Here is a 20,813-nt window from a genome sequence, read left to right as displayed (position 1 = left end):
ATTCCTCCGGGTGCCACGCTGCGACGGGGGTAACCTGCGGGTAACTTTCCGCCGGGGCGAACAGACTAAGCGGAGCGGCCCACTTCCGTAAGGGGGATGGTCAACAGTGGCTCCGGCCGTGAGGGCAGGGGCCTCCACAGGAGTGGACCGTGCGCACGCTATTTCTTGGCCTTGGCCTCGCCGCCGTCGGAGTCCGAGGAGAGCGCGGCGATAAACGCCTCCTGGGGCACCTCGACCCGGCCCACCATCTTCATCCGCTTCTTCCCCTCCTTCTGCTTCTCCAGCAACTTCCGCTTCCGCGAGATGTCACCGCCGTAGCACTTGGAGAGCACGTCCTTGCGGATGGCGCGGACCGTTTCCCTGGCGATCACACGCGATCCGATGGCGGCCTGGATCGGCACCTCGAACTGCTGCCTGGGAATCAACTCCCGCAACTTTCCTGCCATCTTGACGCCATACGCATATGCCTTGTCCTTGTGCACGATGGCGGAGAACGCGTCCACCTTGTCGCCGTGCAGCAGGATGTCCACCTTCACCAGCGCTGCGGCCTGCTCGCCGGTCGGCTCGTAGTCGAGCGAGGCATAGCCCCTGGTCTTGGACTTCAGGGCGTCGAAGAAGTCGAAGACGATCTCCGCCAGCGGCATGGTGTAGCGCAGTTCGACGCGCTCCTCGGAGAGGTAGTCCATGCCCTGGAGCGCGCCCCTGCGGTTCTGGCACAGCTCCATGATCGCGCCGATGAACTCGCTGGGCGCGATCAGCGTCGCCCGCACCACGGGCTCGCGGACCTCGGCGATCTTCCCGCCGGGGAACTCGCTGGGGTTGGTCACGGTGTGCTCCGAACCGTCCTCCATGGTCACGCCATAGATCACGTTCGGAGCGGTGGCGATCAGATCCAGATTGAACTCGCGCTCCAACCGCTCACGGATCACCTCAAGGTGCAGCAGGCCGAGGAAGCCCACCCGAAAGCCGAAGCCGAGTGCGGCCGAGGTCTCCGGCTCGTAGACCAGCGCGGCATCGTTGAGCTGGAGCTTCTCCAGGGCGTCGCGCAGCGCCGGGTAGTCGGAGCCGTCGATCGGATAGAGCCCGGAGAACACCATGGGCTTGGGGTCCTTGTAGCCGCTCAACGCCTCGGTCGCGCCGTGGCGTTGGAAGGTGACCGTGTCGCCGACCTTGGACTGGCGGACGTCCTTCACACCGGTGATCAGATAGCCCACCTCGCCCACGGCCAGGCCGTCGGCCGGGGTCATCTCCGGGGAGTTGACGCCGATCTCCAGCAACTCGTGGGTCGCGCCGGTGGACATCATCTGGATGCGCTCGCGCTTGCCCAGCCGGCCGTCGACCATCTTCACGTAGGTCACCACGCCCCGGTAGGCGTCGTAGACCGAGTCGAAGATCATCGCGCGGGCCGGGGCCTCGCCCTCCCCGACAGGGGCGGGCACCTGGCGGATCACCTCGTCGAGCAGCTCGGCGACGCCCTCGCCGGTCTTGGCCGAGACGCGCAGCACATCGGACGGGTCGCAGCCGATCAGGTGCGCCAACTCGCCGGCGAACTTCTCCGGTTGGGCGGCCGGCAGGTCGATCTTGTTGAGCACCGGGATGATGGTGAGGTCGTTCTCCATGGCCAGGTAGAGGTTGGCCAGGGTCTGCGCCTCGATGCCCTGCGCGGCGTCCACCAGCAGGATGCAGCCCTCGCAGGCGGCCAGCGAACGGGAGACCTCGTAGGTGAAGTCCACGTGACCCGGGGTGTCGATCATGTTCAACACATGGGCCGTGCCGTCCTCGGCGCCCCAGGGCATCCGGACCGCCTGGGACTTGATCGTGATGCCGCGCTCGCGCTCGATGTCCATCCGGTCGAGATACTGGGCGCGCATCTGCCGCTGCTCGACCACCCCGGTCAACTGGAGCATCCGGTCGGCGAGGGTGGACTTGCCGTGGTCGATGTGCGCGATGATGCAGAAGTTGCGGATGATGGCCGGGGCGGTACGGCTGGGCTCCGGCGCGTTCGAAGGGATCGCGGGCACGCGGGGTCCTGTCGGTGATGGCGGTGGATCGCTGGTCGCTCCCATGGTCCCATGCGCCGGGCGCCGCCCCCGATGCGCGGGTCGCCGGCTCGACGCGGGGCGGGTCGCCGCTCGGCGGAGAGCGGGTCGCCGGCTCGGCGGGGCGGGCCCGGTCAAGGCCGGCGGGGGGCCTGGCCGTGGCCGGCGGGGAAGCGACCGAGGCCGATTGGGAAGCGCTCGGCGGGCGCTGGTAGGCTGGCCCACTGCCTCTGGTGTGGGACGGACCGCCGGGGGCGGCGCCGTGTTTCATCGCCCGGCGCTCGACCCGCCCGTCCACGCTCGACCGAACATCCGAAACGTTCGGGCCCTCTCGCCGAGGCGTTCCGAATTTTCTCGAACCTGCAAAGGCTCTTATTCGTGGCGAACATCAAGTCCCAGATCAAGCGGATCAAGACCAACGAGAAGGCGCGGCTGCGCAACCAGTCGATCAAGTCCGAGGTCAAGACCGCGATCCGTCGGGCCCGCGAGGCCGCGGCCAGCGGTGACTACGAGCAGGCCGAGGCCGCTCGCCGGGTCGCCGCCCGCAAGCTGGACAAGGCCGTCAGCAAGGGTGTGCTGCACCCCAACAACGCGGCCAACAAGAAGTCCTCGCTGGCCGCTCGGGTCAACGAACTCCAGGGCTGAATCCTCCTCCTTCCTCTCCGGTCCCGGACCGACCTCTCGTCGGTCGAAGGCTGACGGCTCAGGACTCACGGTCCACGGCTGACGCCTCGATCCTCGACGATTCCCAACGGTCCGACCGGGCAGGCCGCCGGCCTGCCCCGGACCGGGCCCGAGCCCGGGCGGGAACACGGCATCGGTCCGGCTTCAGCGGCCCCTCTCTCCGCGCCGACCGAACGCCCACGCGGCACCGCGCTGATCCCAAGTTCGCCACGCGGGTGCGGTGCCCGCCGCCCACGACGAACGCGACACCCGAAGGGGCCCCGAACGCCACCAGGCACCCGGGGCCCCTTCGTCGTGCCCGGCCCGTCGGGGCGGGGTTGGGGGGTGAGGCGAGCGCGCGGCGGGGCGCGTTCGGCGAGGCCGCCGGCGGCCGGGCGCGCGGGCGGACCCGGGTGGCGGGGCCGCGCCCGGCGGACCGGGGCGGCGCGTCGTTCTCCGCCGAGGGCGTGCGACGGTGTCCGGTGCGGATCGGGGGAGTTGTCGAGAGCGGTGTTCCATGGAACGCCCGACGGTGGGGCGCGCCTCGGCCCCGACGGAGTGGGCGAGCGCACCGGCAGGGCAGGCGGACGCGGTGCGCTGAGGCGGAGCGGCACCCCGCGCGGATCGACGGAGTTGGCGAGCGACCGTGTTCGGGTGCAGCGCCGGCGCTGGCTGGAGGCGGCAGCACCGCACGCGCGGGCGGCACAGGCCAGGCCGCCGCCCGGGCGAGCGGCGGCGGGTCGGCGCCATCCGCCGGGCCGCCGGCGGTCCGGCGGCGGCCGGCCGCCCCCGAGGCCCGCCCGGCAAGGGCTCAGCGGTGGGCGTGGGCGATGGTGATCACGGCGCGCTCCAGCGCGTAGGCGGGGTCATAGCCGCCGCCCTTGACCGCCGCGTCGGCCTCGGCCACGGCGCGCAGGGCCGTGGCGACGCCGTCCGCCGACCAGCCACGCGCCTGCTGCCTGACCCGGTCCACCTTCCACGGCGGCATCCTCAACTCGCGGGCGAGGTCCCCGGGGCGCAGCCCGCCGGGTGCGGAGGCCACCTTGCCGATGGCGCGGACTCCCTGGGCCAGCGCGCTGGTGACCAGCACCGGCGCGACGCCGGTGGCCAGCGCCCAACGCAACGCCTCCAACGCGTCGGCCGTGCGGCCCTCCACGGCCCGGTCGGCGACGGTGAAGCTGGAGGCCTCGGCGCGGCCCGTGTAGTAACGGGCCACCACCTCCTCGTCGATGGCGCCCTCGATGTCGGCGGCCAGCTGGGCGCAGGCGGAGGCAAGCTCCCGCAGGTCGGCGCCGATGGCATCGACCAGGGCCTGGCAGGCCGCCGGCGTGGCCGAGCGGCCCAGGGCCCGGAACTCGCCCCGGGCGAAGGCGACCCGATCAGCCGGCTTGGTCATCTTCGGGCAGGCGATCTCGGCGGCGCCGGCCTTGCGGGCGGCGTCCAGCAGGCCCTTGCCCTTGGCGCCGCCGGCGTGCACCAGCACCAGGCTGATCTCCTCGGCGGGGGCGGCCAGATAGTCCTTGACGTCCTTGACCGTGTCGGCGGCCAGGTCCTGCGCCTGGCGGACCACCACCACCTTGCGCTCGGCGAAGAGCGAGGGGCTGGTCAGCTCCGCGAGCGTGCCGGGCCGCAGCTCGGCGGCGGCCAACTCCCGCACGTCGGTGTCCGGATCGGCGGCCTTGGCCGCCTGGACCACCTCCCGCACCGCACGGTCCAGCAGCAACTCCTCCTGCCCCACGGCCAGCGTCACCGCCGCCGGCTGCCCAACGCTTCTACTACCCCTGCCAGCCATGCCGCCCAGCATCCCACGCGCCACCGACAGCGGCGGCGGTCCTCGTCCGCCCCGCCCCCGCCGCGCGGGCAACGCGGGCACGCGCGAAGAGGTGCGAGCGCGCGCGAAGAGGTGCGAGCGCGCGCGAAGAGGTGCGAGCGCGCGCGAAGGGGTGCGGGCAGGCGCAGGCGCCGGGTGGGCGCGGGAGAATGCTCCGGTGACTGACGCGCGACTGATCCTGGTGCTGCCGGACCGCGAGGCCGCCGAGGAGGTGGCCGAGCGGGTGGCCGCGCTGTTGGACCTCCCGGAGGAGCCCGAGCCGGTGCGGGACGCGCTGGCCGGGGAGGACGACGCCGAGGACGCCCAGTGGCTGGTCGTCCTGGAGGAGCCGGTCCCCGATCCCGGGCGGCTGGCGGCCCTGGCCGAGGAACACGAGGGCTGGCTGGAACGGGACGAGGTGTAGGACCGGCGACCGATGGCGCTCCGCCCGCGTCTCGGCCGGCCGACCGATCCGGCCGCCGCCGGGGCGGGCTAGCGTGCCGGGCATGGCCAGGACCCCGGAGGCGCCCCGAACCGGCGCCCAGCGCAAGCGAGATGTCCTCACCCGGCTGTCGGAGGACGAGGACGCCTGGGTGGCAACGGCCGCACCGGACGGTGAGCCCTGTCTGGTGCCACTCTCCTTTCTCTGGTGGGACGACACGCTGTTGATCAATACCCGGCGGGCCAATCCCACCGCGCGCAATGTCGCGCGGGACGGACGGGCGGTGGTCAGCCTCGGGCACACCAGGGATGTGGTGTTGATCGACGCGACCGGCGAGGTGCTGCCCGATGGCGCGTTGCCGGAGGCCGTCGGCGAGGCGTTCGTGGCCAAGGCCGGGTGGGACCCGAGGGGCCGGGGCGCCTGGGTGTTCATGCGCCTCCGCCCCCGCGGCATCCGCGCCTGGCGTGAGGTGAACGAGATGGACGGCCGGCACCTGATGCGCGACGGCCACTGGCTGGTCTGAGCCCTGCCCCCGCGCACCACCCCGCCGGGGAAGCCCGCCGTGGACTCCACCACGGCCAGCGCTCCCTCGGCATCGGTGCGCAGCACCACGGCGCCGCCTTCGGCGAGGGCGGCGACGGTGCGCGGTGCCGGGTGGCCGTAGCGGTTGTCGGCGCCGGCGGAGATCAACGCCAGCCGGGGACGGAGGGCGTGAAGCAGCGGCGGATGCTGCCGACCGGAGCCGTGGTGCGGAACCTTGAGCACATCGACCGGCCCAAGGTCGGGGTGGGCGGCCAACAGCCGCTCCTGGCCGGTTGGTTCGAGATCACCCGGGAGCAGGATCGTCAGCCCGCCCGAGCGCAGCAACAGCGTGACGCTGGCGTCGTTGTCACCCAGCCCCGCCGCCTCGGCGGGTGGCCACAGAACCTGCCAGCTCAATGTCTCGCCGATCCGTCGCCGTTCGCCGGGAACGGCCCGCAGGACGGGCACGTCGGCGTCGGCGGCCGTCCGCGCGACGCGGGCCGCCTCCACCACGGACTCCTCCACCGGACCGGTCTGGATGGCGGCCACCTCGCGTCCCCGCAACACCCCGGGAAGGCCGGCCACATGGTCGGCATGGAAGTGAGTCAGGACCAGCAGCGGCACCCGGCGCACGCCAAGCCCGGTGAGGCAGCGGTCCACCGAGGCCGGGTCGGGGCCGGCGTCGACCACCAACGCCGTCCCGGGGCCGGCGGCCAGCACCAGGGCGTCGCCCTGCCCCACATCGCAGGCCACCAGGCGCCAACCGTTCGGTGGCCAGCCCGTCAACAGCCTGGACAGCGGCGCGGGGCGCACGACGGCGAGCAGCAGGACCGCCACCGCGAGCAGCGCCCACACCCGCCGCCCGGGCATCCGGCGGGCCACCACCACCAGGGCGACGCTCACCACGGCCAGCAGCGCGGCGCCCGACCAACCGCTCGGCCAACCCAGCTCGGCGCCCGGCAGCGCGGCTCCGCCGCGCGCCACGACCGCGATCCAACGCGCCGGCCAGGCGGCCAGCCAGGCCAACGCCTCGGCCAGCGGCGGCAACAGCGGCGCCGTCACCAGCAGCGCCCAGCCCACCACCAACAGGGGCGCCACCACGGGCTCAACCAGCAGGTTGCAGGGGATGGCGACCAGGCTCACCCGGCCGGCGAAGACCGTCACCACGGGCGCACAGACCAGGTGTGCCGCCGCCGCGACCGCGAGGCCGTCGGCCAGCCGCCCCGGCACCCCACGTTTTCGCAGCGCCAGACTCCAGCGAGGGGCGAGCAGCAGCAGTGCGCCCGTCGCCAGCACGGAGAGCAGAAAGCCGAACGACCTCGCTAGCGTGGGGTCGTGGAGCACCAGCAGCAAGGCTGCCGCCGCCAGCGCGGGGAACAGTGCCCGGTGCCGACCGGTGACCACCGCCAGCAGCGCGATGCCGCCGCAGAGCGCCGCGCGCAGCACGCTGGGGCCAGGGCGGCAGACCAGCAGGAATCCCAGCAGCAGCAGGCCACCGAGCAGCGCCGTGGTGCGCAGCGGAAGCCCCAACCGCGCGGCCAGACCTCCGCGTTCGCCCCGGGAGACGCCGGTCGGGGTCCCGATCAGCACCGCGAAGAGCACCGCGAGATGTCCCCCGCTGACCACGATCAGGTGGCTGAGGCCGGTGGTCAGGACCGCCTCGTCCAGTTCGGCCGGCACGCCGGAGTCGTCGCCGACGATCAGGGCGGGCAGCAACGCCCGGGCATCCGGCGGCAGTTCGGCCACGGACTCGCGCAGCTCGGCGCGGAGCAGCCCGGCGAACCGCTGGAGGGTGTCGGGCGGCGCCCTGACCTCGGGCGGGCCTGCCTCGGAGACGCGCAGCACGGCGCCCCACTCACCCTCCCGGTGCGCCATCGGCTCGCCGACCTCGGCGGTGACGCGCAGCCCGGTGGAGGGCAGCAACGCCAGCCAGGGCGCGGGGTCTTCGGCCTCGACTACGACCAGCACCGGCCCCGCCTTGGACCAGGCCGCTCCCGGTCCGGCCGCCACCTCGTGCACCTCGGCGGCCAGCAGGACCGGCCGAAGCGGCCGGTCGGCGCGGGCCCGCGCCTGGCGCGGGTCGCCGGTGAGACTCAGCTCGACCGTCACCTGTCGGCCGGTCAACTCCGGCCAGGGGCCGGAGCGCACCGTCGCCAGGTGGCCTGCGGTGACCATGGCGCCGGCCGCCGCGCAGAGCAGGGCGAGACTGAGCGCGGTGACCACCGGGCACGGGCGCCGCCGCAGCGCCACCATCAGGAGCAGTCCCCCGGCCAGGCAGCAGCCCGCCGTCCACCAGACGGTGATCGGCGGCGACAGCTCCCAGGCCAGCGCGGCCGATCCCCAGGCCGCCGCTGCCCCGGGCAACAGCCGCAGATCGAGGGGGCGTTGCTCGGCCGCCGCAGCGGACATGCGCTCCTCGGCGGGTGCCGTCGACGACCGCCCTCGGCGGGCGAGCCTGCGGCGGGGCGGGGGCAGGTCGTCGGGCGGGCCGGTCCCCGGCCGGGCATCGGCCGGTCCGCCGGCGGCGGGCACGACGCCGCCGGCGTCGCTCGCCGGGATGACCGTGCCGCCAACGCGGGATGCGGGAGGGGTGTGGTGTGGCGCGGCGGCTGGGCGTGGGCGGGAGCGGGGGTGCTCAGAGCGTGACACGGTCGCGCAGTTCCGCGAGGCGGCGGTCGCCGATGCCCGAGACCTCGCCCAACTGGTCGACGGCGGTGAAGCCGCCCCGCTGCTGCCGGTAGGCGACGATCTCGCCCGCCAGTACCGGACCGATGCCGGGAAGCTCCTGAAGCTGCTCGGAGGTGGCCGAGTTGATGCTGACCGGCGCAGCCGGCTGGCCACTTGGACCACTGCCCGGCAGGTCGCCCTCGGGCGACGGGACTGCGGCAGGGACCGGCGGCTCCTCGCCCACGAGCAACTGTTCGCCGTCGATCAACAGCCGGGCCTGGTTGAGTCCTTGGGCGTCGTCCGCGTCCACAGGCCCGCCGGCCGCCTCCAGGGCGTCCGCCACCCGGGAGCCGGTCGGCAGTCGATAGAGCCCGGGATCACGCACGTCGCCGGCGACATCGACCACCACCACGGCGCCTCCTCCGCCGGTCGTCCCGTCGCTGGTCGTCCCGTCGCCGGTGGGGCCACCGGCCGCGTTCATCGGCTCCTCGTCGGCCGCCTCCCCGGCCGGCTCCGCCTCGGCGGCGGCGGACGGCTCGGCGACGGGCACGACCCGCGCCCGCTCCGACCAGAAGTGGTGAACGGCGAACCCGACGGCGACCACCAGCACCAGCAACACGGCCAGCCACGAACGCGGTTCGAGCCCACAGCGGCCACGCAGCCAGGCCGGCACCCGCTCGACCAGCCCGAGCCGCATCCGCTGCCGCCAGGGCAACGAACCCGAACTCCCCTCCGCGACGCCGGTGTCGGCGGAGACGCCGGGAGCGGCGGAAGCCCCGGGGGAGGCGGAAGCCCCGACGGCGGTGGATGGCTCCGCCGCCTTGCCCACGCCGCGCCGCCGGACGACCCGCGTGGACTCGGTCGGAGCCGGGATCGGAGCCGGAGCCACCGGCGTGGACGCCGAGTTGGGAACGGGCACCGGCACGGCCGGAAGAATGCGCGTGAACCTGGCCGGAGTTGGCGTCCCCGGAGCGGGAGGCCGGGACGAGTCAGGAGCAGCCGGCTGCCGCGAACTCGCGCGCTCCGTCGACGAGTCCGTCGGCGGGGGCGCCGAGGCCATCGGCGACGAGGCGGCGCGCGGCGGCGGAGGGGCAGCTGGGGGCGGAAGGACCGACGGCGAAATGGCCTGCGCCTCCCCGGACTTCACCGGCGGAGCCGGGACCTCCGTCGCCTCGGACCGCGCTCCACCCCACTCCGGGAACAGCACGGCGGCCCGCTGCTCCACGCCCGCCGTGGGCGGCGCCTGGGAACGGCCGCCCCAGGGACGGCGGTTGGCGGCATGACGGGGGCCGCCCCGGCCCGGACCACGACCGCTCGCCCGGCCATCTCCCGGCCCTCGAAGCGCAACGCACCTGCGGCGCCCCGGGCGCCCTTCAAACAGCTGAGTTTCCATGCCGAGGAACCTAGCCCGAATTCACATACCGTGACCACGCGACCACAAATCTGTGGATAACTCGGCGCCTGTGGATAACTTCGTCACCCTTCGGGGTGAATGATGACCCGCAGCTCGGAACCGGGAACCCTCGTGGGAACACCCCCGTTCAACGAGGCGCCACCACCGCACCGAGCAGCCCCGGCCCGGTGTGAGCGCCCAACACCGCACCCACCTCACTGACATGGAGGTCGACCAAGCCAGACAGACGCCCCCGCAACCGGTCCGCGAGTTGGACCGCACGCTCCTCCGCCGCCAGATGGTGCACCGCCACGTCGACGGGTCCACCACCCGCGTGCTCCACCGCCAACTCCTCAAGGCGGGCGATGGCCCGAGACGCGGTGCGCACCTTCTCCAGCGGCTCGATCCGCCCGTCCGCCAACTCCAACAACGGCTTCACTGCGAGTGCCGAGCCCAACAGGGCCTGGGCCGTGCCGATTCGGCCGCCACGCCGCAGGTGTTCCAGGGTGTCCACATAGAAGACCGCCCGGGTCGCCTCGGCACGCTTCACAGCGGCGGCGACCGCGTCGTCCACGGAACCACCCGCGTCGGCGACCTCGGCCGCGGCCAGCACGCAGAAGCCCAGCGCCATGGCGATCATGCCGCTGTCCACCACCCGCACCGGAACGGTTGCCTCGCGCGCCGCCAGCACGGCCGCGTCGTAGGTGCCCGAGATTTCGGACGAAAGATGAAGGGAGACGATGCTCTTGGCGCCCTCAGCCGCCGCACGCCGATAGGCCTCGGCGAACTCGGCCGGACTCGGCCGGGATGTGGTCACCGACTGCTTCTGACCGAGGGCCTGTGCGAGCCGGCGCACGGCGTGCTCCGTGCCGTCCTCCAGCGCCTCGTCGCCGAGCACCACGGTCAGCGGCACGACCCGCACCTCCCGTCGCGCGACCGTCGATCGCGGCAGGTAGGCCGTGGAGTCGGTGACGATGGCGACAGAGCAGGGCATAGACCGGAGACTAGCGGAGCGCGGAGCCCACGCTCCGCCGGGTCTCACGGGCCCGGTCCCCCCGGCGACCGCGCCGACACCACGGGTCGCCTGGCCGGCGAAGCGCGGGCGCCTGGCCGGCGAGCCGGCGAGTCGGTGGCCCGGCAGGGAGCTGGCGCGGCGCTGGCCCGTGGCCAAGGCGTGGCAGGTGTCCGGCCGTTGCGCTGGCGGCTTCGCGCCGGGCGGCGCGCGGCCACCGGCTCGCCGGCGGGTGCCGGTCAGGGCTGCCGCCGACCGGCTGGCCGCGCATCGCGCTGACGCATGGCTGCGCCACGCGAACACGGCGGGCGACGAGCGGCGGCCGGGGACGGCAAACGCCAGCCGCCGCGAGTGTCGGGCGACCGGCGAAACGTCCGGCGCCAGGCCGGCCGCGCCAGGCCGGCCGGCGCCGGGGCGGGTCGCCGCGCACCGACGGCAGTCGAGGCTGCCGCCGACCAGCCGGCGCGCACCGCCAGCGAGCGGTCGTGCCACGGCAGGCTCTCCGGGCTGCCGCCAACGCCTGGCCGCAAACCGCCAACGGCCGGCTGCGTCCCGGTGGTGGGACGGTGCTGCCGGTGGGGGTGTGGTCGGTGGGCGGCTGAGGCGTGCCTGTGTGCGGGGGTGCGGGGGTCAGCCGCGTCGTTCCTCCGGCCGGTCGCTCTTGCCGTCGAGGCCGGGGGCGTCGAGGCCGCGGTTGCGGCCGTCGCCCGGGGCGGGGACCTCGGGCCGCTTCGGGGCCGGCTCGGTGGGCGACCAGTGGCGCAGCGCCCTGGCTTCCAGTTCGATCTGCTGCTGAAGGGAGTCGAGGTCGGAACCCTCGTCGTGCTGGGCGCGGTCCCTGGCCGCGTCCCGCAGGGAGTCGGCCGAGGAACGGATGCGTTCCGCGCGCTTCTTCAACTCGGGCAGGGCGGCGCCGATGCGCGCTCGGTCCCGTTCGCCGCCGGCGACCAGCGCGTTCAGCTCGCCGTCGAGCCGTTCGGCGTGCTCGACGAGTTGCTCGCAGAGCCCGAGCGCCTCCCGCAGGGAGGCGTCCTGGGCCACCCCGGCGAGCAGCGTTGCCCGGGCGTTGGTCACGCTGGTGCGCAACTCCTTGCGCACTCGGGCCACTTCACCGACGGCCCCGGGTTGCGCGGCGCGCGCCGCGAGCGCCGCGCCCACCGCGCGCCGGCGCAACTCCTGGTGCGCCTGGCCCGCGCGGTAGCGGATCTCCCGCACCACACGCCGCACCACGACCACCGCCGCCGCCACGCTCATCGCGAACAGCACGAACAGCACGAGGACCCACTCCATGCCTCCAGAGTATGCGCTCCCGGAGCGGCCCCCGTGTCGCGAGGCGAGCACTGGTCGGCGGAGGTGGTTCTCGCCGCCATGCGGTGGGGCTCGTCGAACCGCCCGGCCCGCCGCCAACTGCCGCGCGGCGAGCCCCGGCAGGAGCAGGCCGGATCACGTCCGCCGAGCGGGGCGCGGCTGGCCCGTCCTGTGGGAGCGCGGGAGTTCCAACATCGGGGCCGGCGGCGCCCCAGCCGCCGGCCCACCGGCCCCAGCCGGCCCGACCTCGGCCCGCCACCACCGACCCCAGCCCGGCGCGGCCCGCCACCACCGACCCCAGCCCGGCGCGGCCCGCCACCACCGACCCCGGCCGCGCCGGCGCCGCCGACCTGCCAGCCCGCCGGCCGCCGGCCAGCGCCGACCGCCGGCCCGGCGCGGCCCACCGACCCCGGCCCCAGCCCGGCGCGCCCCAGCCGCCGGCCCACCGGCCCCAGCCGGCCCGGCGCGGCCCGCCGCCACCGGCCCCAGCCGCGCCGGCGCCGCCGACCTGCCAGCCCGCCGGCCGCCGGCCAGCGCCGACCGCCAGCCCGCCGGCCGCCTACCTCACGCGGGGACGATGTTGACCAGCTTGGGCGCGCGGACGATCACCTTGCGGATGTCCGCGCCGGCCAGCGCCGCGACCACGGCCGGTTCGGCCAGCGCCAGTTCCTCCAGTTCGGACTCGCCGACGCTCGGCGCGACCTCCAGCCGCGCCCGCACCTTGCCGCGCACCTGGACCACGCACGTCACGGTCGGGTCCGCCAGATACGCCGGGTTGGCCAGCGGGAAGCGCTCGTGGGCCACGCTCGGCTCGTGCCCCAGCCGCTGCCACAGCTCCTCCGCGACGTGCGGCGCCAGCGGCGCGATCAGCAGCACCAGCGTCTCCGCCGTGCTCCTGGGCACCTCGCGCAGCTTGGTGACGTGGTTGTTCAGCTCGGTGATCCGGGCGATCGCCGTGTTGAAGCGCAGCTGGTCCAGGTCCTGGGCGACGCTGTGGATCGTCTTGTGGGTGATCCGCAGGGTCTCCTCGTCCGGCTCGGCGTCCACAACGCTGACCTCGCCGGTCTCCTCGTCCAGCACGTTCCGCCAGATCCGCTGCAACAGCCGGTACTGGCCGACCACGGCGCGCGTCTCCCACGGCCGCGACACGTCCAGCGGCCCCATCGCCATCTCGTACAGCCGCAGCGTGTCGGCCCCGTAGGCGACGAAGATCTCGTCCGGGGAGACGACGTTCTTCAGGGACTTGCCGATCTTGCCGATCTCCCGGCTGACCCGCTCGCCGCCGTGGTAGAACGCGCCGTCGCGCTCCTCCACCTCGGCCGCGGGCACCGGGAAGCCCCGGGCGTCGCGGTAGACGTACGCCTGGATCATGCCCTGGTTGAACAGCTTGTGGTACGGCTCGGGCGAGGAGACGTGCCCCAGGTCGAACAGCACCATCTGCCAGAAGCGCGCGTACAGCAGGTGCAGCACCGCGTGCTCGGAGCCGCCGATGTACAGGTCGACGCCGCCTGACTCCAGGCCCTCGCGGGGCGCCATCCAGTAGGAGTCGACCTCGGGGTCGACCAGCTTCCCGGTGTTGCGCGGGTCCAGGTAGCGCAGGTGGTACCAGCAGGAACCCGCCCAGTTGGGCATGGTGTTGGTCTCCCTGCGGTACCGCTTGGGCCCGTCGCCCAGGTCCAGGGTGACGTGGGTCCACTCCTCGTTCCTGGACAGCGGGGTCTCCGGCCGGGTGTCGGAGTCCTCGGGGTCGAAGGTGCGCGGGGAGTAGTTCTCCACCTCGGGCAGTTCCAGCGGCAGCATGGAGTCCGGCAGCGCGTGGGCGACGCCGTCCTCGTCGTAGACGATGGGGAACGGCTCGCCCCAGTACCGCTGCCGGCTGAACAGCCAGTCGCGCAGCCGGTAGGTGACGGTGCCCTCGCCCAGCCCGGTGGACTCCAGCCAGGCGGTGGTGCGGGCCTTGGCCTCCGGGACGCTCAGCTCGTTCAGCGACAGCGAGTCGTTGGCCGAGTTGACCAGCGTGGCCTCGTAGGAGGTGAACGAGTCGGCCCAGGTGTCGGGGTCGGGGTCGCGGCCGTCGGTGGGCGCGACGACGCAGCGGATCGGCAGGTGGAAGGCGCGGGCGAACGCGAAGTCGCGGGCGTCGTGCGCCGGGACGGCCATGATCGCGCCGGTGCCGTAGCCGACCAGCACATAGTCGGCGACGAAGACGGGGACGCGCTCGCCGTTGGCCGGGTTGGTGGCGAAGGCGCCGGTGAAGACGCCGGTCTTCTCCCGGGCGTCGGACTGCCGCTCCACGTCGGACTTGGCGCCGGCCTGCCGCCGGTAGGCGGCCACGGCCTCGGCCGGGGTGGCGTGCCCGCCGGTCCACTCCGGGCGGGTGCCCTCGGGCCAGGCGGCCGGCACCACGTCGTCGACCAGCGGGTGTTCCGGCGCCAGCACCAGATAGGTCGCGCCGAACACGGTGTCCTGCCGGGTGGTGAACACGGAGACCGCGCGCCCCTGTTCGGGGTCGCCGATGCCGAACGTGATCCGGGCGCCCTCGGAGCGGCCGATCCAGTTCCGCTGCTGGGTCTTGATGGCCTCGGGCCAGTCCACCGTGTCCAGGCCGCTCAGCAGCCGCTCGGCATAGGCGGTGATCCGCATGTTCCACTGCCGCAGCGTGGACTTGAAGACCGGGAAGTTGCCGCGCTCGGAGCGGCCGTCGGCCGTGACCTCCTCGTTGGCCAGCACGGTGCCCAGCCCGGGGCACCAGTTGACGGGCGCCTCGGAGGCGTAGGCCAGCCGGTACTCGCCCAGCAGCTCGGCGCGTTCGACGGCGGACAGCTCACTCCAGGGGCGCCCGTCGGGCGTCTTGCGCTCCCCGGAGGCGAACGCGGCGATCAGCTCGTCGATCGGCCGGGCGCGGCCCTGCTCGGTGTCGTACCAGGAGTTGAAGATCCGCAGGAAGATCCACTGCGTCCAGCGGTAGTACTCCGGGTCGATGGTGGCGAACGAGCGCCGCTCGTCGTAGCCCAGGCCCAGCCGGCGCACCTGGCGGCGGTAGGTCTCGATGTTGGCCTCGGTGGAGACCCGGGGGTGGGTGCCGGTCTGCACGGCGTACTGCTCGGCGGGCAGCCCGAACGCGTCGTAGCCCAGCGCGTGCAGCACGTTGTGGCCGGTCATCCGCTGGTAGCGGGCGTAGACGTCGGTGGCGATATAGCCCAGCGGATGGCCCACGTGCAGCCCGGCGCCCGAGGGGTAGGGGAACATGTCCATCACGAACTTCTTGGGCCGGGCGGCCACCTCGGGGTCGTCCGCCAGGTCGCCCGAGGGGTTGGGCGCCTCGAAGGTGCCGTGCTCCGCCCAGAAGTCCTGCCAGCGTGCCTCGATCCTCGCTGCCAGCGCGGCGTCGTACCTGTGTGTCTCGCTCATCGTCCTCGAAGTCCTCAAAGCCTCGTCGGTGCTGTGCTGGCGGTACCCGCCCACGAAAAAGCCCCTCGCACAGGAGGGGCTGGCCGCGCCGGCGTCGTGTCGTTGTCGCTCAGCGCGGCCGGAGAAGAAGGAGGCGTACGGCACGCATGGCAGACAGGGTAGCGCACTCGGCCGCCGCCCACGGTGGCGTTCCGCGCCCCGGCCGGCCCGGCCCGTCGACCGCCCCGCCCGCCCCCGGGCGCGCTCACGGCACCGGGAACTGGCGGCGGACGAACGCGTCGAACGCCCGGTCGGGCAGCACCCGGCGCAGCTGGATCGTGGTGCGGGCCAGCAGCCCGACGCGGTAGCGGGCGCGGGGCCGGCGGGCTTCGGCCGCCCGGACGACGGCCCGCGCCACGTCCTCGGGCTCGACCAGCAGGGAGCCGGCCAGCGTGCGCCGCCCGTCCCGGCCGCCGGCGAAGACCGTCGCGTAGTAGGCGGCGCTGCGGCGGCGGAAGTCGTCGTAGGGGCCCGCACCGCCGGCGGTCCCCTCGCCGGCCGCCCCGCCACCGGCGGGCCCGTCGCCGGCCGCCCCGTCGCCCTCGCCCGGCCGGGGGCCGCCGGAGTCCTGGAAGCCGGCGACGAAGCGTTCGCCGAAGCGGGTGCGCACCGGGCCGGGTTCGATCACGACGACCCGCACCCCGAACCGGGCGACCTCCAGGCGCAGCGCGTCGCTGAACGCCTCCAGGGCGTGCTTGGAGGCGTGGTAGAACGCGCCGCCGGGCACCGCGTAACGGCCGAAGATCGACGAGATGTTGACCACGGTGCCCCGGCCCCTGGCGCGCATCCCGGGCAGCGCGAGCTGGGTCAGCCGGGCGGCGCCGAAGAGGTTGGTCTCGAACTGTTCGCGCGCCGCCTGGACGCTCTCCTCCTCGACGGGCCCGGTCAGGCCGTAGCCGGCGCAGTTGACCAGGGTGGTCACGGCGCCCTCGGCGGCGGTGACCTCGGCGATGGCGGCGGCCATCGAGTCCTCGTCGGTGACGTCGAGGGCCAGCGGGCGCGGGCCCCGCGCGGCGAGGTCGGCCAGGGTCTCGGGGCGGCGTGCGGTGGCGTAGACCGTGTGGCCGGCGCGGTGCAGGGCGAGGGCGGTGGCCCGGCCGATGCCGGACGAACAGCCGGTGACGAGTGCGGCGTTGGGCCGCTGGTCGGTCGGCACGTGGCGCTCCCGTCGTCGGGCGGTGCTGGGCTGGTGGGTGAACGAGCTGGCGGCGGGGGCCCGTTGGGCGGCGCGGCGCGCGAGCGTCGGGGGGCGGCCGGGCCGGGCCCCCGGTCCCCGGCCCGACCTGTCCCGGTCGACGGTGGCGGCAACCGGCTGCCGCCGCCCGTCGGTTGGCGCGCCGCCGCCCGGTCAGCGGTCGCCCGAGCCCGCGCCCGCATCCGCGCCGGCACCCGAGCCCGCGCCGGCGCCCGCCTCGGCGTCCGCGTCGGTGATCGGCGCCGCGTGCGCCTCCGCCGTGCCGTGCGCGGCGACCACGTCCAGCGCGCGTTGCAGTCGCTGAAGGTCCTCCATGGTGCTGACCTCGGTGATCCTGCCCCAGCGCATCCGCAGGAACTGGTGGATGTCGTTGCGGTAGGTCCCGCCGTCCGGCAGCGGCGCGGTGATCACCGCGTGCAGCGCCACCGTGGTGCGCCAGGGCCAGCCGCGCACCAGGACGTCCCGCACGTCGAAGGTGCCGCCGGGGATCAGCCGGAAGACCCGTTCCCACCACAGCCTCATCGCCGGCAGCGTGGTCCGCGTCCCGCCGAGCGCGTGCTCGCCGTGGAAGTGGTACCGGAAGGTGGGGGCCAACGAGTCCAGCACGGGCTGGTAGTCGCCCTCGTTGATCCGGCGGAAGGTGGCGCGGACCTTGGCCGCGACGACGGTGTGGTACACGGGTGCTTCCTTCGCTTCGCTGTCGGGCGCCGGGTGCGGGGCGTGGGCCCGGCGGGGCTCACGACGAGGTGGGGGCGGTCACGACGGGGTGGGGGCGGTCACGACGGGGTGGGGGCGGTCACGACGGGTGGGGCGGGTGGCGCGGTGGTCAGGTAGGAACCGAGCGGCCCCAGACGGCCGTTGACGAGGCGTTGGCCGAGGCCACGCGCGAGACGGGTGCGCCCGGCCGGGCCACCGACCAGGGCGCGCAGCGCGCGCAGCCGCCAGTGTGTCAGCTCGGCGCCCTGCGGTCCGGTCAGCAGCCGCGCCATGGAGTCGATCGAGAAGAACTCCTGCGGCGATGTGGTCTGCGCGAAGAGCCCGGAGAGCCCGGCGGCGTGCCACTCGCTGCGCGTTGCCGCGTCCAGCAGTTGGAGGACGTCGGCCGGGTAGTCGTCGAGGGTGGCGAAGTCGCAGGTGTACTCGTAGAACGGGCGGCTGGCCGCGTCGCGGCGGCGCTGGTAGTCGGCGAGCGCCTCGGCCATCGGGCGGGCGCCGCTGAGGCCGTCGTGCAGCGCCTCGGCGAGGAAGTCGGCGGCGCGGGTGGCCTCGGTGATGCCGGAGGCGGTGCAGGGGTCGCGGCTGTAGCCGGCGTCGCCGACCAGGGCCCAGCCGGGGCCGTGGGCGGTGCGGAAGAAGTTGGGCACCGAGCCGCTCATCCAGCGTTCGGCGCGCTCGGCGTCGCGCAGCCGCGCGGCGAAGGCGGGCGCGATCTCGTCGAAGGCCGGTAGGAACACCTCGTCGGCGCCGCCGGGCAGCCGCTTGAAGTCGGCGGCCCGCCAGGCCATGCCGACCAGCACCAGGTTGTCGTTGGTGGGCCAGGCGAAGGCGTACTTGTGGTTCGCGCGGAACGTCGGCACGTCCTTGACGGCGAGCCCGGCGAAGTAGCTCCAGTAGCTGGTCAGCAGCGGCGGGCGGGCGTGGTACTCGGTGGCGCCGACGAGTTGGGCGACGCGGGACCTGGTGCCGTCGGCGCCCACCACCACGGTGGCGCGCTCCTCGACGACGGTGCCCTCCTTGGTGCGGCCCCGGACGCCGACCACGGTGCCGTCGGGCTCGGTGAGCAGCTCCTGGACGGAGACGCCCTCCCGCAGCTCGGCGCCGGCGGCGACGGCGGCGCGGACCAGGATGTCGTCGAGGACCCGGCGGCGCGGCGCGTAGGCGACGTCCACGTCGTCGGCTGGCGGCAGCGGCGCCATCAGGTCGACGGGGCCGCACTCCAGGCCGTACTCGTGGATCGGCGGGCAGCCGGTGGCGCGCAGTTCGTCCAGCAGGCCCCAGCGCTTGAGCCGCATGATGGCCGGCGGGTGCACCAGGTGGGTGGAGAGCGGGCTGTCGCTGGGGAAGGTGGCGCGGTCCAGGAGCAGCACCCGGTGGCCACGGCGGGCCAGGAGCATCGCCGTCGGCGAACCGGCGCAGCGAGCGCCCACCACGATCACGTCATACATCGCGCCTCTTCCCCAGCGCTGTTCGCCAACGCTGTTCCCCGCGCTGTCCCCCACGGCGTCTCCCCCGGCCTCTCCCGAAGGATTTCGTCGGAGGCTACGCAACGCGGAACTGTCAAAGCCATGGTGTTGACCACTTGCTGTCAGGGGACTGTTCGGAAACCCGGCCGGGCGACGGCGGAGAGCGGCGTTCCGCTTTCCCCTTGTTGAATATCGGGTCCCGGTTTATGACAGAACCGCGATAAAAGAAACCTTGCGCTTACCTCAAGGAGACCAGCACCGCCGGCTACACGACAGTATGCGTCCGGGCGAACACCCAGCGCGAGCAAGGGCGTTGAAGTTCCCTGCGGCGACGGGCTGACAGGGAGTTGCCACTTTGATTGACAGCGCTCGGCGGCGGCGCCCACGATGCGGTGGATTCTTCGGTGGAGTACGGCACGGGGGCGCGCCGATTCCGGCCGGTATCCGCCCGTTCCGCGCGCGGGTGCCCTTCCGTCGTTTCCGGGTGAGTTCCCGTCTGAATCAGCGCCGAACGGGCGCGGGATTCCACCCGCCGTCACCGGTCACCGGTCGCCGAGAGGGCGTCCGGAACACCTTGGGGGTTTTATGTCTCTCGCACGGACCACTCTGTTGTTTCCCGGTCAGGGCGGCTGGGCGCCGGGCGTGCTGGCCCGGCTGGCGGACCGTTCCGCCGTCGTCGAGGAGGTCGTCGAGACGGTCGCCACCGTCGCCGGCGAGGAACTGGGCGTCGACCTGGGGGCGTTGCTGACCGACCGGACGACCGACCTCCCGACGCTGCTGCGCACCTCGCCCGAGCTGCTCCAGGTGGCGATCTTCGCCGGCTCGGTGGCCGCCGCGCAGGCGCTGCGCAAGGACGGGGTGACCGCCGCCCTGCACATCGGCCACAGCTTCGGCGAGATCGCCGCGCTGACCGCCGCCGGCGCCTGCTCGGTCGAGGACGGCACCCGGATCGTGGCGCACCGGGTCCGCGCGCTGGCCGCGTTGGAGGGCGCGGACGGTGTGATGCTGGCGGTGCGCACCAACCGGGAGCGCGCCGAGGGCCTGTTGACCTTCCTGGGCGAGGATTCGGTCGCGGTGGCCGGCGTCAACGCCGAGCGCCAGGTGGTGATCTCGGGCGCGACCGAGCCGATGCTGGTGACGCAGGAGCTGCTGCGCCGGGCCGGCGTGCCGGCGACGCGGCTCGACTCCCCGCACCCCTTCCACAGCCCGGTGTTGGCGGACGCCGTCGACGGCTTCGCCGCCGCGCTCGCCGACATCCGCTGGACCACGCCCGACGTGCCGGTCCACTCCCCCATCCTGGGCCGCCGCTACGCGGAGGACGATGACTTCGCCGCGCTGCTGGCGAGCCACCTGGTCACCCCGTTCGACTTCCCCGAGGCGCTGCGGCGGGCCCGCGAGGAGGGCACCGAACTGTTCGTCGAGTGCGGCGGGCGGCAGGTGCTGACGGACCTGGTGGGCACGGTGCTCGCCGAGGAGTCGGGGTGGACGGCGGTGGCCGTGGACGAGAGCGGCCGGCGCGGCACCACGCTGGACGACATCGTGCGGCTGGCCAACGGCGGGAACGAGCGGCTGCGTTCGGCCGTGCGCCATCTGCTGGGCGACGACGCGACCGAGTTCGACCGCTTCTGGCGCTCGGAGGGCATCGCCACGCTGCGCGCCATCCGGCAGTCCTACGACCGGTTCACCGGCAAGGAGGTCGTCGCCGAGGTGACCGAGCCCGCCGAGCCGATCGTGCCGGAGGCACCGGCCGAGCCGGTCGCCGAGCCGGCCCCGCTCCCCGCGCTGGCCGCCGTCCCGGCCCCTGCCACGCCGGCCCCGGCCGCCGCGCCCGCGCGGCAGCTGGACCGGGCCACGGTGTTGGCCGAGCTGGCGGAGCTGTACGGCACCGCGCTGGAGTACCCGAGCGAGGTGTTCACGGAGGACGTGCTGCTGGAGGCCGACCTCGGCGTGGACTCGGTCAAGCAGACCGACCTGCTGGGCCGCGTCGCCAAGCAGTACCAGCTTCCGCCCCAGCCGGCCGAGTTCAACATCTCCGACTACGCCACCTTCGGCCGCGTCGCCGACATGGTGCTCCAGGCCGGGCGCGACGCGAGCGCCCCGGCAGCCGCCTGAGGCATCGCCCCCATCGA

13 protein-coding genes and 1 pseudogene are annotated in these 20,813 nt (G+C 74.1%); 4 read left to right on the top strand and 10 right to left on the bottom strand.

Annotation, left to right across the window (positions count from 1 at the left end; translation table 11 throughout):
* Positions 1-158 precede the first annotated feature (158 nt).
* The gene (lepA, locus tag FH609_RS05795) at positions 159-2,021 is read right to left on the bottom strand and encodes a translation elongation factor 4 (protein WP_139666088.1); all 1,863 of its coding nucleotides are present in this window, start codon (positions 2,019-2,021) and stop codon (positions 159-161) included.
* A 396-nt stretch (positions 2,022-2,417) separates the two neighbouring features.
* On the opposite strand from lepA, the gene rpsT reads away from it, so the two are divergent.
* Positions 2,418-2,684 (top strand): 30S ribosomal protein S20, encoded by a 267-nt coding sequence (gene rpsT, locus FH609_RS05790; protein ID WP_122183824.1) that lies wholly within the window; start codon positions 2,418-2,420, stop codon positions 2,682-2,684.
* Positions 2,685-3,513: 829 nt separating this feature from the next.
* Here the strand turns inward: rpsT and holA are convergent.
* Positions 3,514-4,494, bottom strand: a complete 981-nt coding sequence (gene holA / locus FH609_RS05785; RefSeq protein ID WP_139666087.1) for a DNA polymerase III subunit delta — start codon at positions 4,492-4,494, stop codon at positions 3,514-3,516.
* Positions 4,495-4,690: 196 nt separating this feature from the next.
* Between holA and FH609_RS31485 the strand changes: the two genes are divergently transcribed.
* The gene (locus FH609_RS31485; RefSeq protein WP_139666267.1) at positions 4,691-4,936 is read left to right on the top strand and encodes a hypothetical protein; all 246 of its coding nucleotides are present in this window, start codon (positions 4,691-4,693) and stop codon (positions 4,934-4,936) included.
* A gap of 82 nt (positions 4,937-5,018) precedes the next feature.
* On the top strand, positions 5,019-5,477 hold the full coding sequence (locus FH609_RS05775; protein WP_139666266.1) for a pyridoxamine 5'-phosphate oxidase family protein: 459 nt from the start codon (positions 5,019-5,021) through the stop codon (positions 5,475-5,477).
* An 8-nt stretch (positions 5,478-5,485) separates the two neighbouring features.
* On the opposite strand, the pseudogene FH609_RS32370 reads toward FH609_RS05775, so the two are convergent.
* From FH609_RS32370 to FH609_RS05735, 8 genes and pseudogenes are all read right to left on the bottom strand, one after another.
* Positions 5,486-7,885: pseudogene (locus FH609_RS32370) on the bottom strand (ComEC/Rec2 family competence protein); the annotation flags it as partial.
* 226 nt (positions 7,886-8,111) lie between these two features.
* Entirely contained in the window at positions 8,112-9,068 is a 957-nt protein-coding gene (locus FH609_RS05765; protein ID WP_226961427.1) for a ComEA family DNA-binding protein, read from the bottom strand.
* A gap of 616 nt (positions 9,069-9,684) precedes the next feature.
* Positions 9,685-10,530, bottom strand: a complete 846-nt coding sequence (locus FH609_RS05760) for a DegV family protein (protein ID WP_139666086.1) — start codon at positions 10,528-10,530, stop codon at positions 9,685-9,687.
* A 648-nt stretch (positions 10,531-11,178) separates the two neighbouring features.
* Positions 11,179-11,838, bottom strand: coding sequence for a hypothetical protein (locus FH609_RS05755; protein ID WP_193317780.1), 660 nt, complete (start codon positions 11,836-11,838; stop codon positions 11,179-11,181).
* 582 nt (positions 11,839-12,420) lie between these two features.
* On the bottom strand, positions 12,421-15,267 hold the full coding sequence (leuS, locus tag FH609_RS05750; protein ID WP_139666085.1) for a leucine--tRNA ligase: 2,847 nt from the start codon (positions 15,265-15,267) through the stop codon (positions 12,421-12,423).
* A 244-nt stretch (positions 15,268-15,511) separates the two neighbouring features.
* On the bottom strand, positions 15,512-16,462 hold the full coding sequence (locus FH609_RS05745) for an SDR family NAD(P)-dependent oxidoreductase (RefSeq protein ID WP_139666084.1): 951 nt from the start codon (positions 16,460-16,462) through the stop codon (positions 15,512-15,514).
* 192 nt (positions 16,463-16,654) lie between these two features.
* Complete coding sequence (locus FH609_RS05740; RefSeq protein WP_139666083.1) at positions 16,655-17,179, bottom strand: nuclear transport factor 2 family protein; 525 nt, start codon at positions 17,177-17,179, stop codon at positions 16,655-16,657.
* A gap of 98 nt (positions 17,180-17,277) precedes the next feature.
* Complete coding sequence (locus FH609_RS05735; protein ID WP_226961426.1) at positions 17,278-18,666, bottom strand: NAD(P)/FAD-dependent oxidoreductase; 1,389 nt, start codon at positions 18,664-18,666, stop codon at positions 17,278-17,280.
* A 603-nt stretch (positions 18,667-19,269) separates the two neighbouring features.
* Between FH609_RS05735 and FH609_RS05730 the strand changes: the two genes are divergently transcribed.
* Positions 19,270-20,796 carry an acyltransferase domain-containing protein gene (locus tag FH609_RS05730; protein WP_193317779.1) on the top strand — a complete coding sequence of 509 codons (1,527 nt, stop codon included), beginning with the start codon at positions 19,270-19,272 and terminating at the stop codon, positions 20,794-20,796.
* Positions 20,797-20,813 lie beyond the last annotated feature (17 nt).

Source organism: Streptomyces sp. 3MP-14, from assembly GCF_006334905.2.
Taxonomy (GTDB): Bacteria; Actinomycetota; Actinomycetes; order Streptomycetales; family Streptomycetaceae; genus Streptomyces; species Streptomyces triticirhizae.
This window is presented reverse-complemented; position numbering and strand designations above follow the sequence as displayed.

Excerpts from the sequence above, each read along its gene's own strand:
- holA (WP_139666087.1), bottom strand. The coding sequence starts at position 4,494 with ATGGCTGGCAGGGGTAGTAGAAGCGTTGGGCAGCCGGCGGCGGTGACG.
- FH609_RS05775 (WP_139666266.1), top strand. The coding sequence starts at position 5,019 with ATGGCCAGGACCCCGGAGGCGCCCCGAACCGGCGCCCAGCGCAAGCGA.
- FH609_RS05760 (WP_139666086.1), bottom strand. The coding sequence starts at position 10,530 with ATGCCCTGCTCTGTCGCCATCGTCACCGACTCCACGGCCTACCTGCCG.
- FH609_RS05755 (WP_193317780.1), bottom strand. The coding sequence starts at position 11,838 with ATGGAGTGGGTCCTCGTGCTGTTCGTGCTGTTCGCGATGAGCGTGGCG.
- leuS (WP_139666085.1), bottom strand. The coding sequence starts at position 15,267 with ATGAGCGAGACACACAGGTACGACGCCGCGCTGGCAGCGAGGATCGAG.
- FH609_RS05735 (WP_226961426.1), bottom strand. The coding sequence starts at position 18,666 with ATGTATGACGTGATCGTGGTGGGCGCTCGCTGCGCCGGTTCGCCGACG.
- FH609_RS05730 (WP_193317779.1), top strand. The coding sequence starts at position 19,270 with ATGTCTCTCGCACGGACCACTCTGTTGTTTCCCGGTCAGGGCGGCTGG.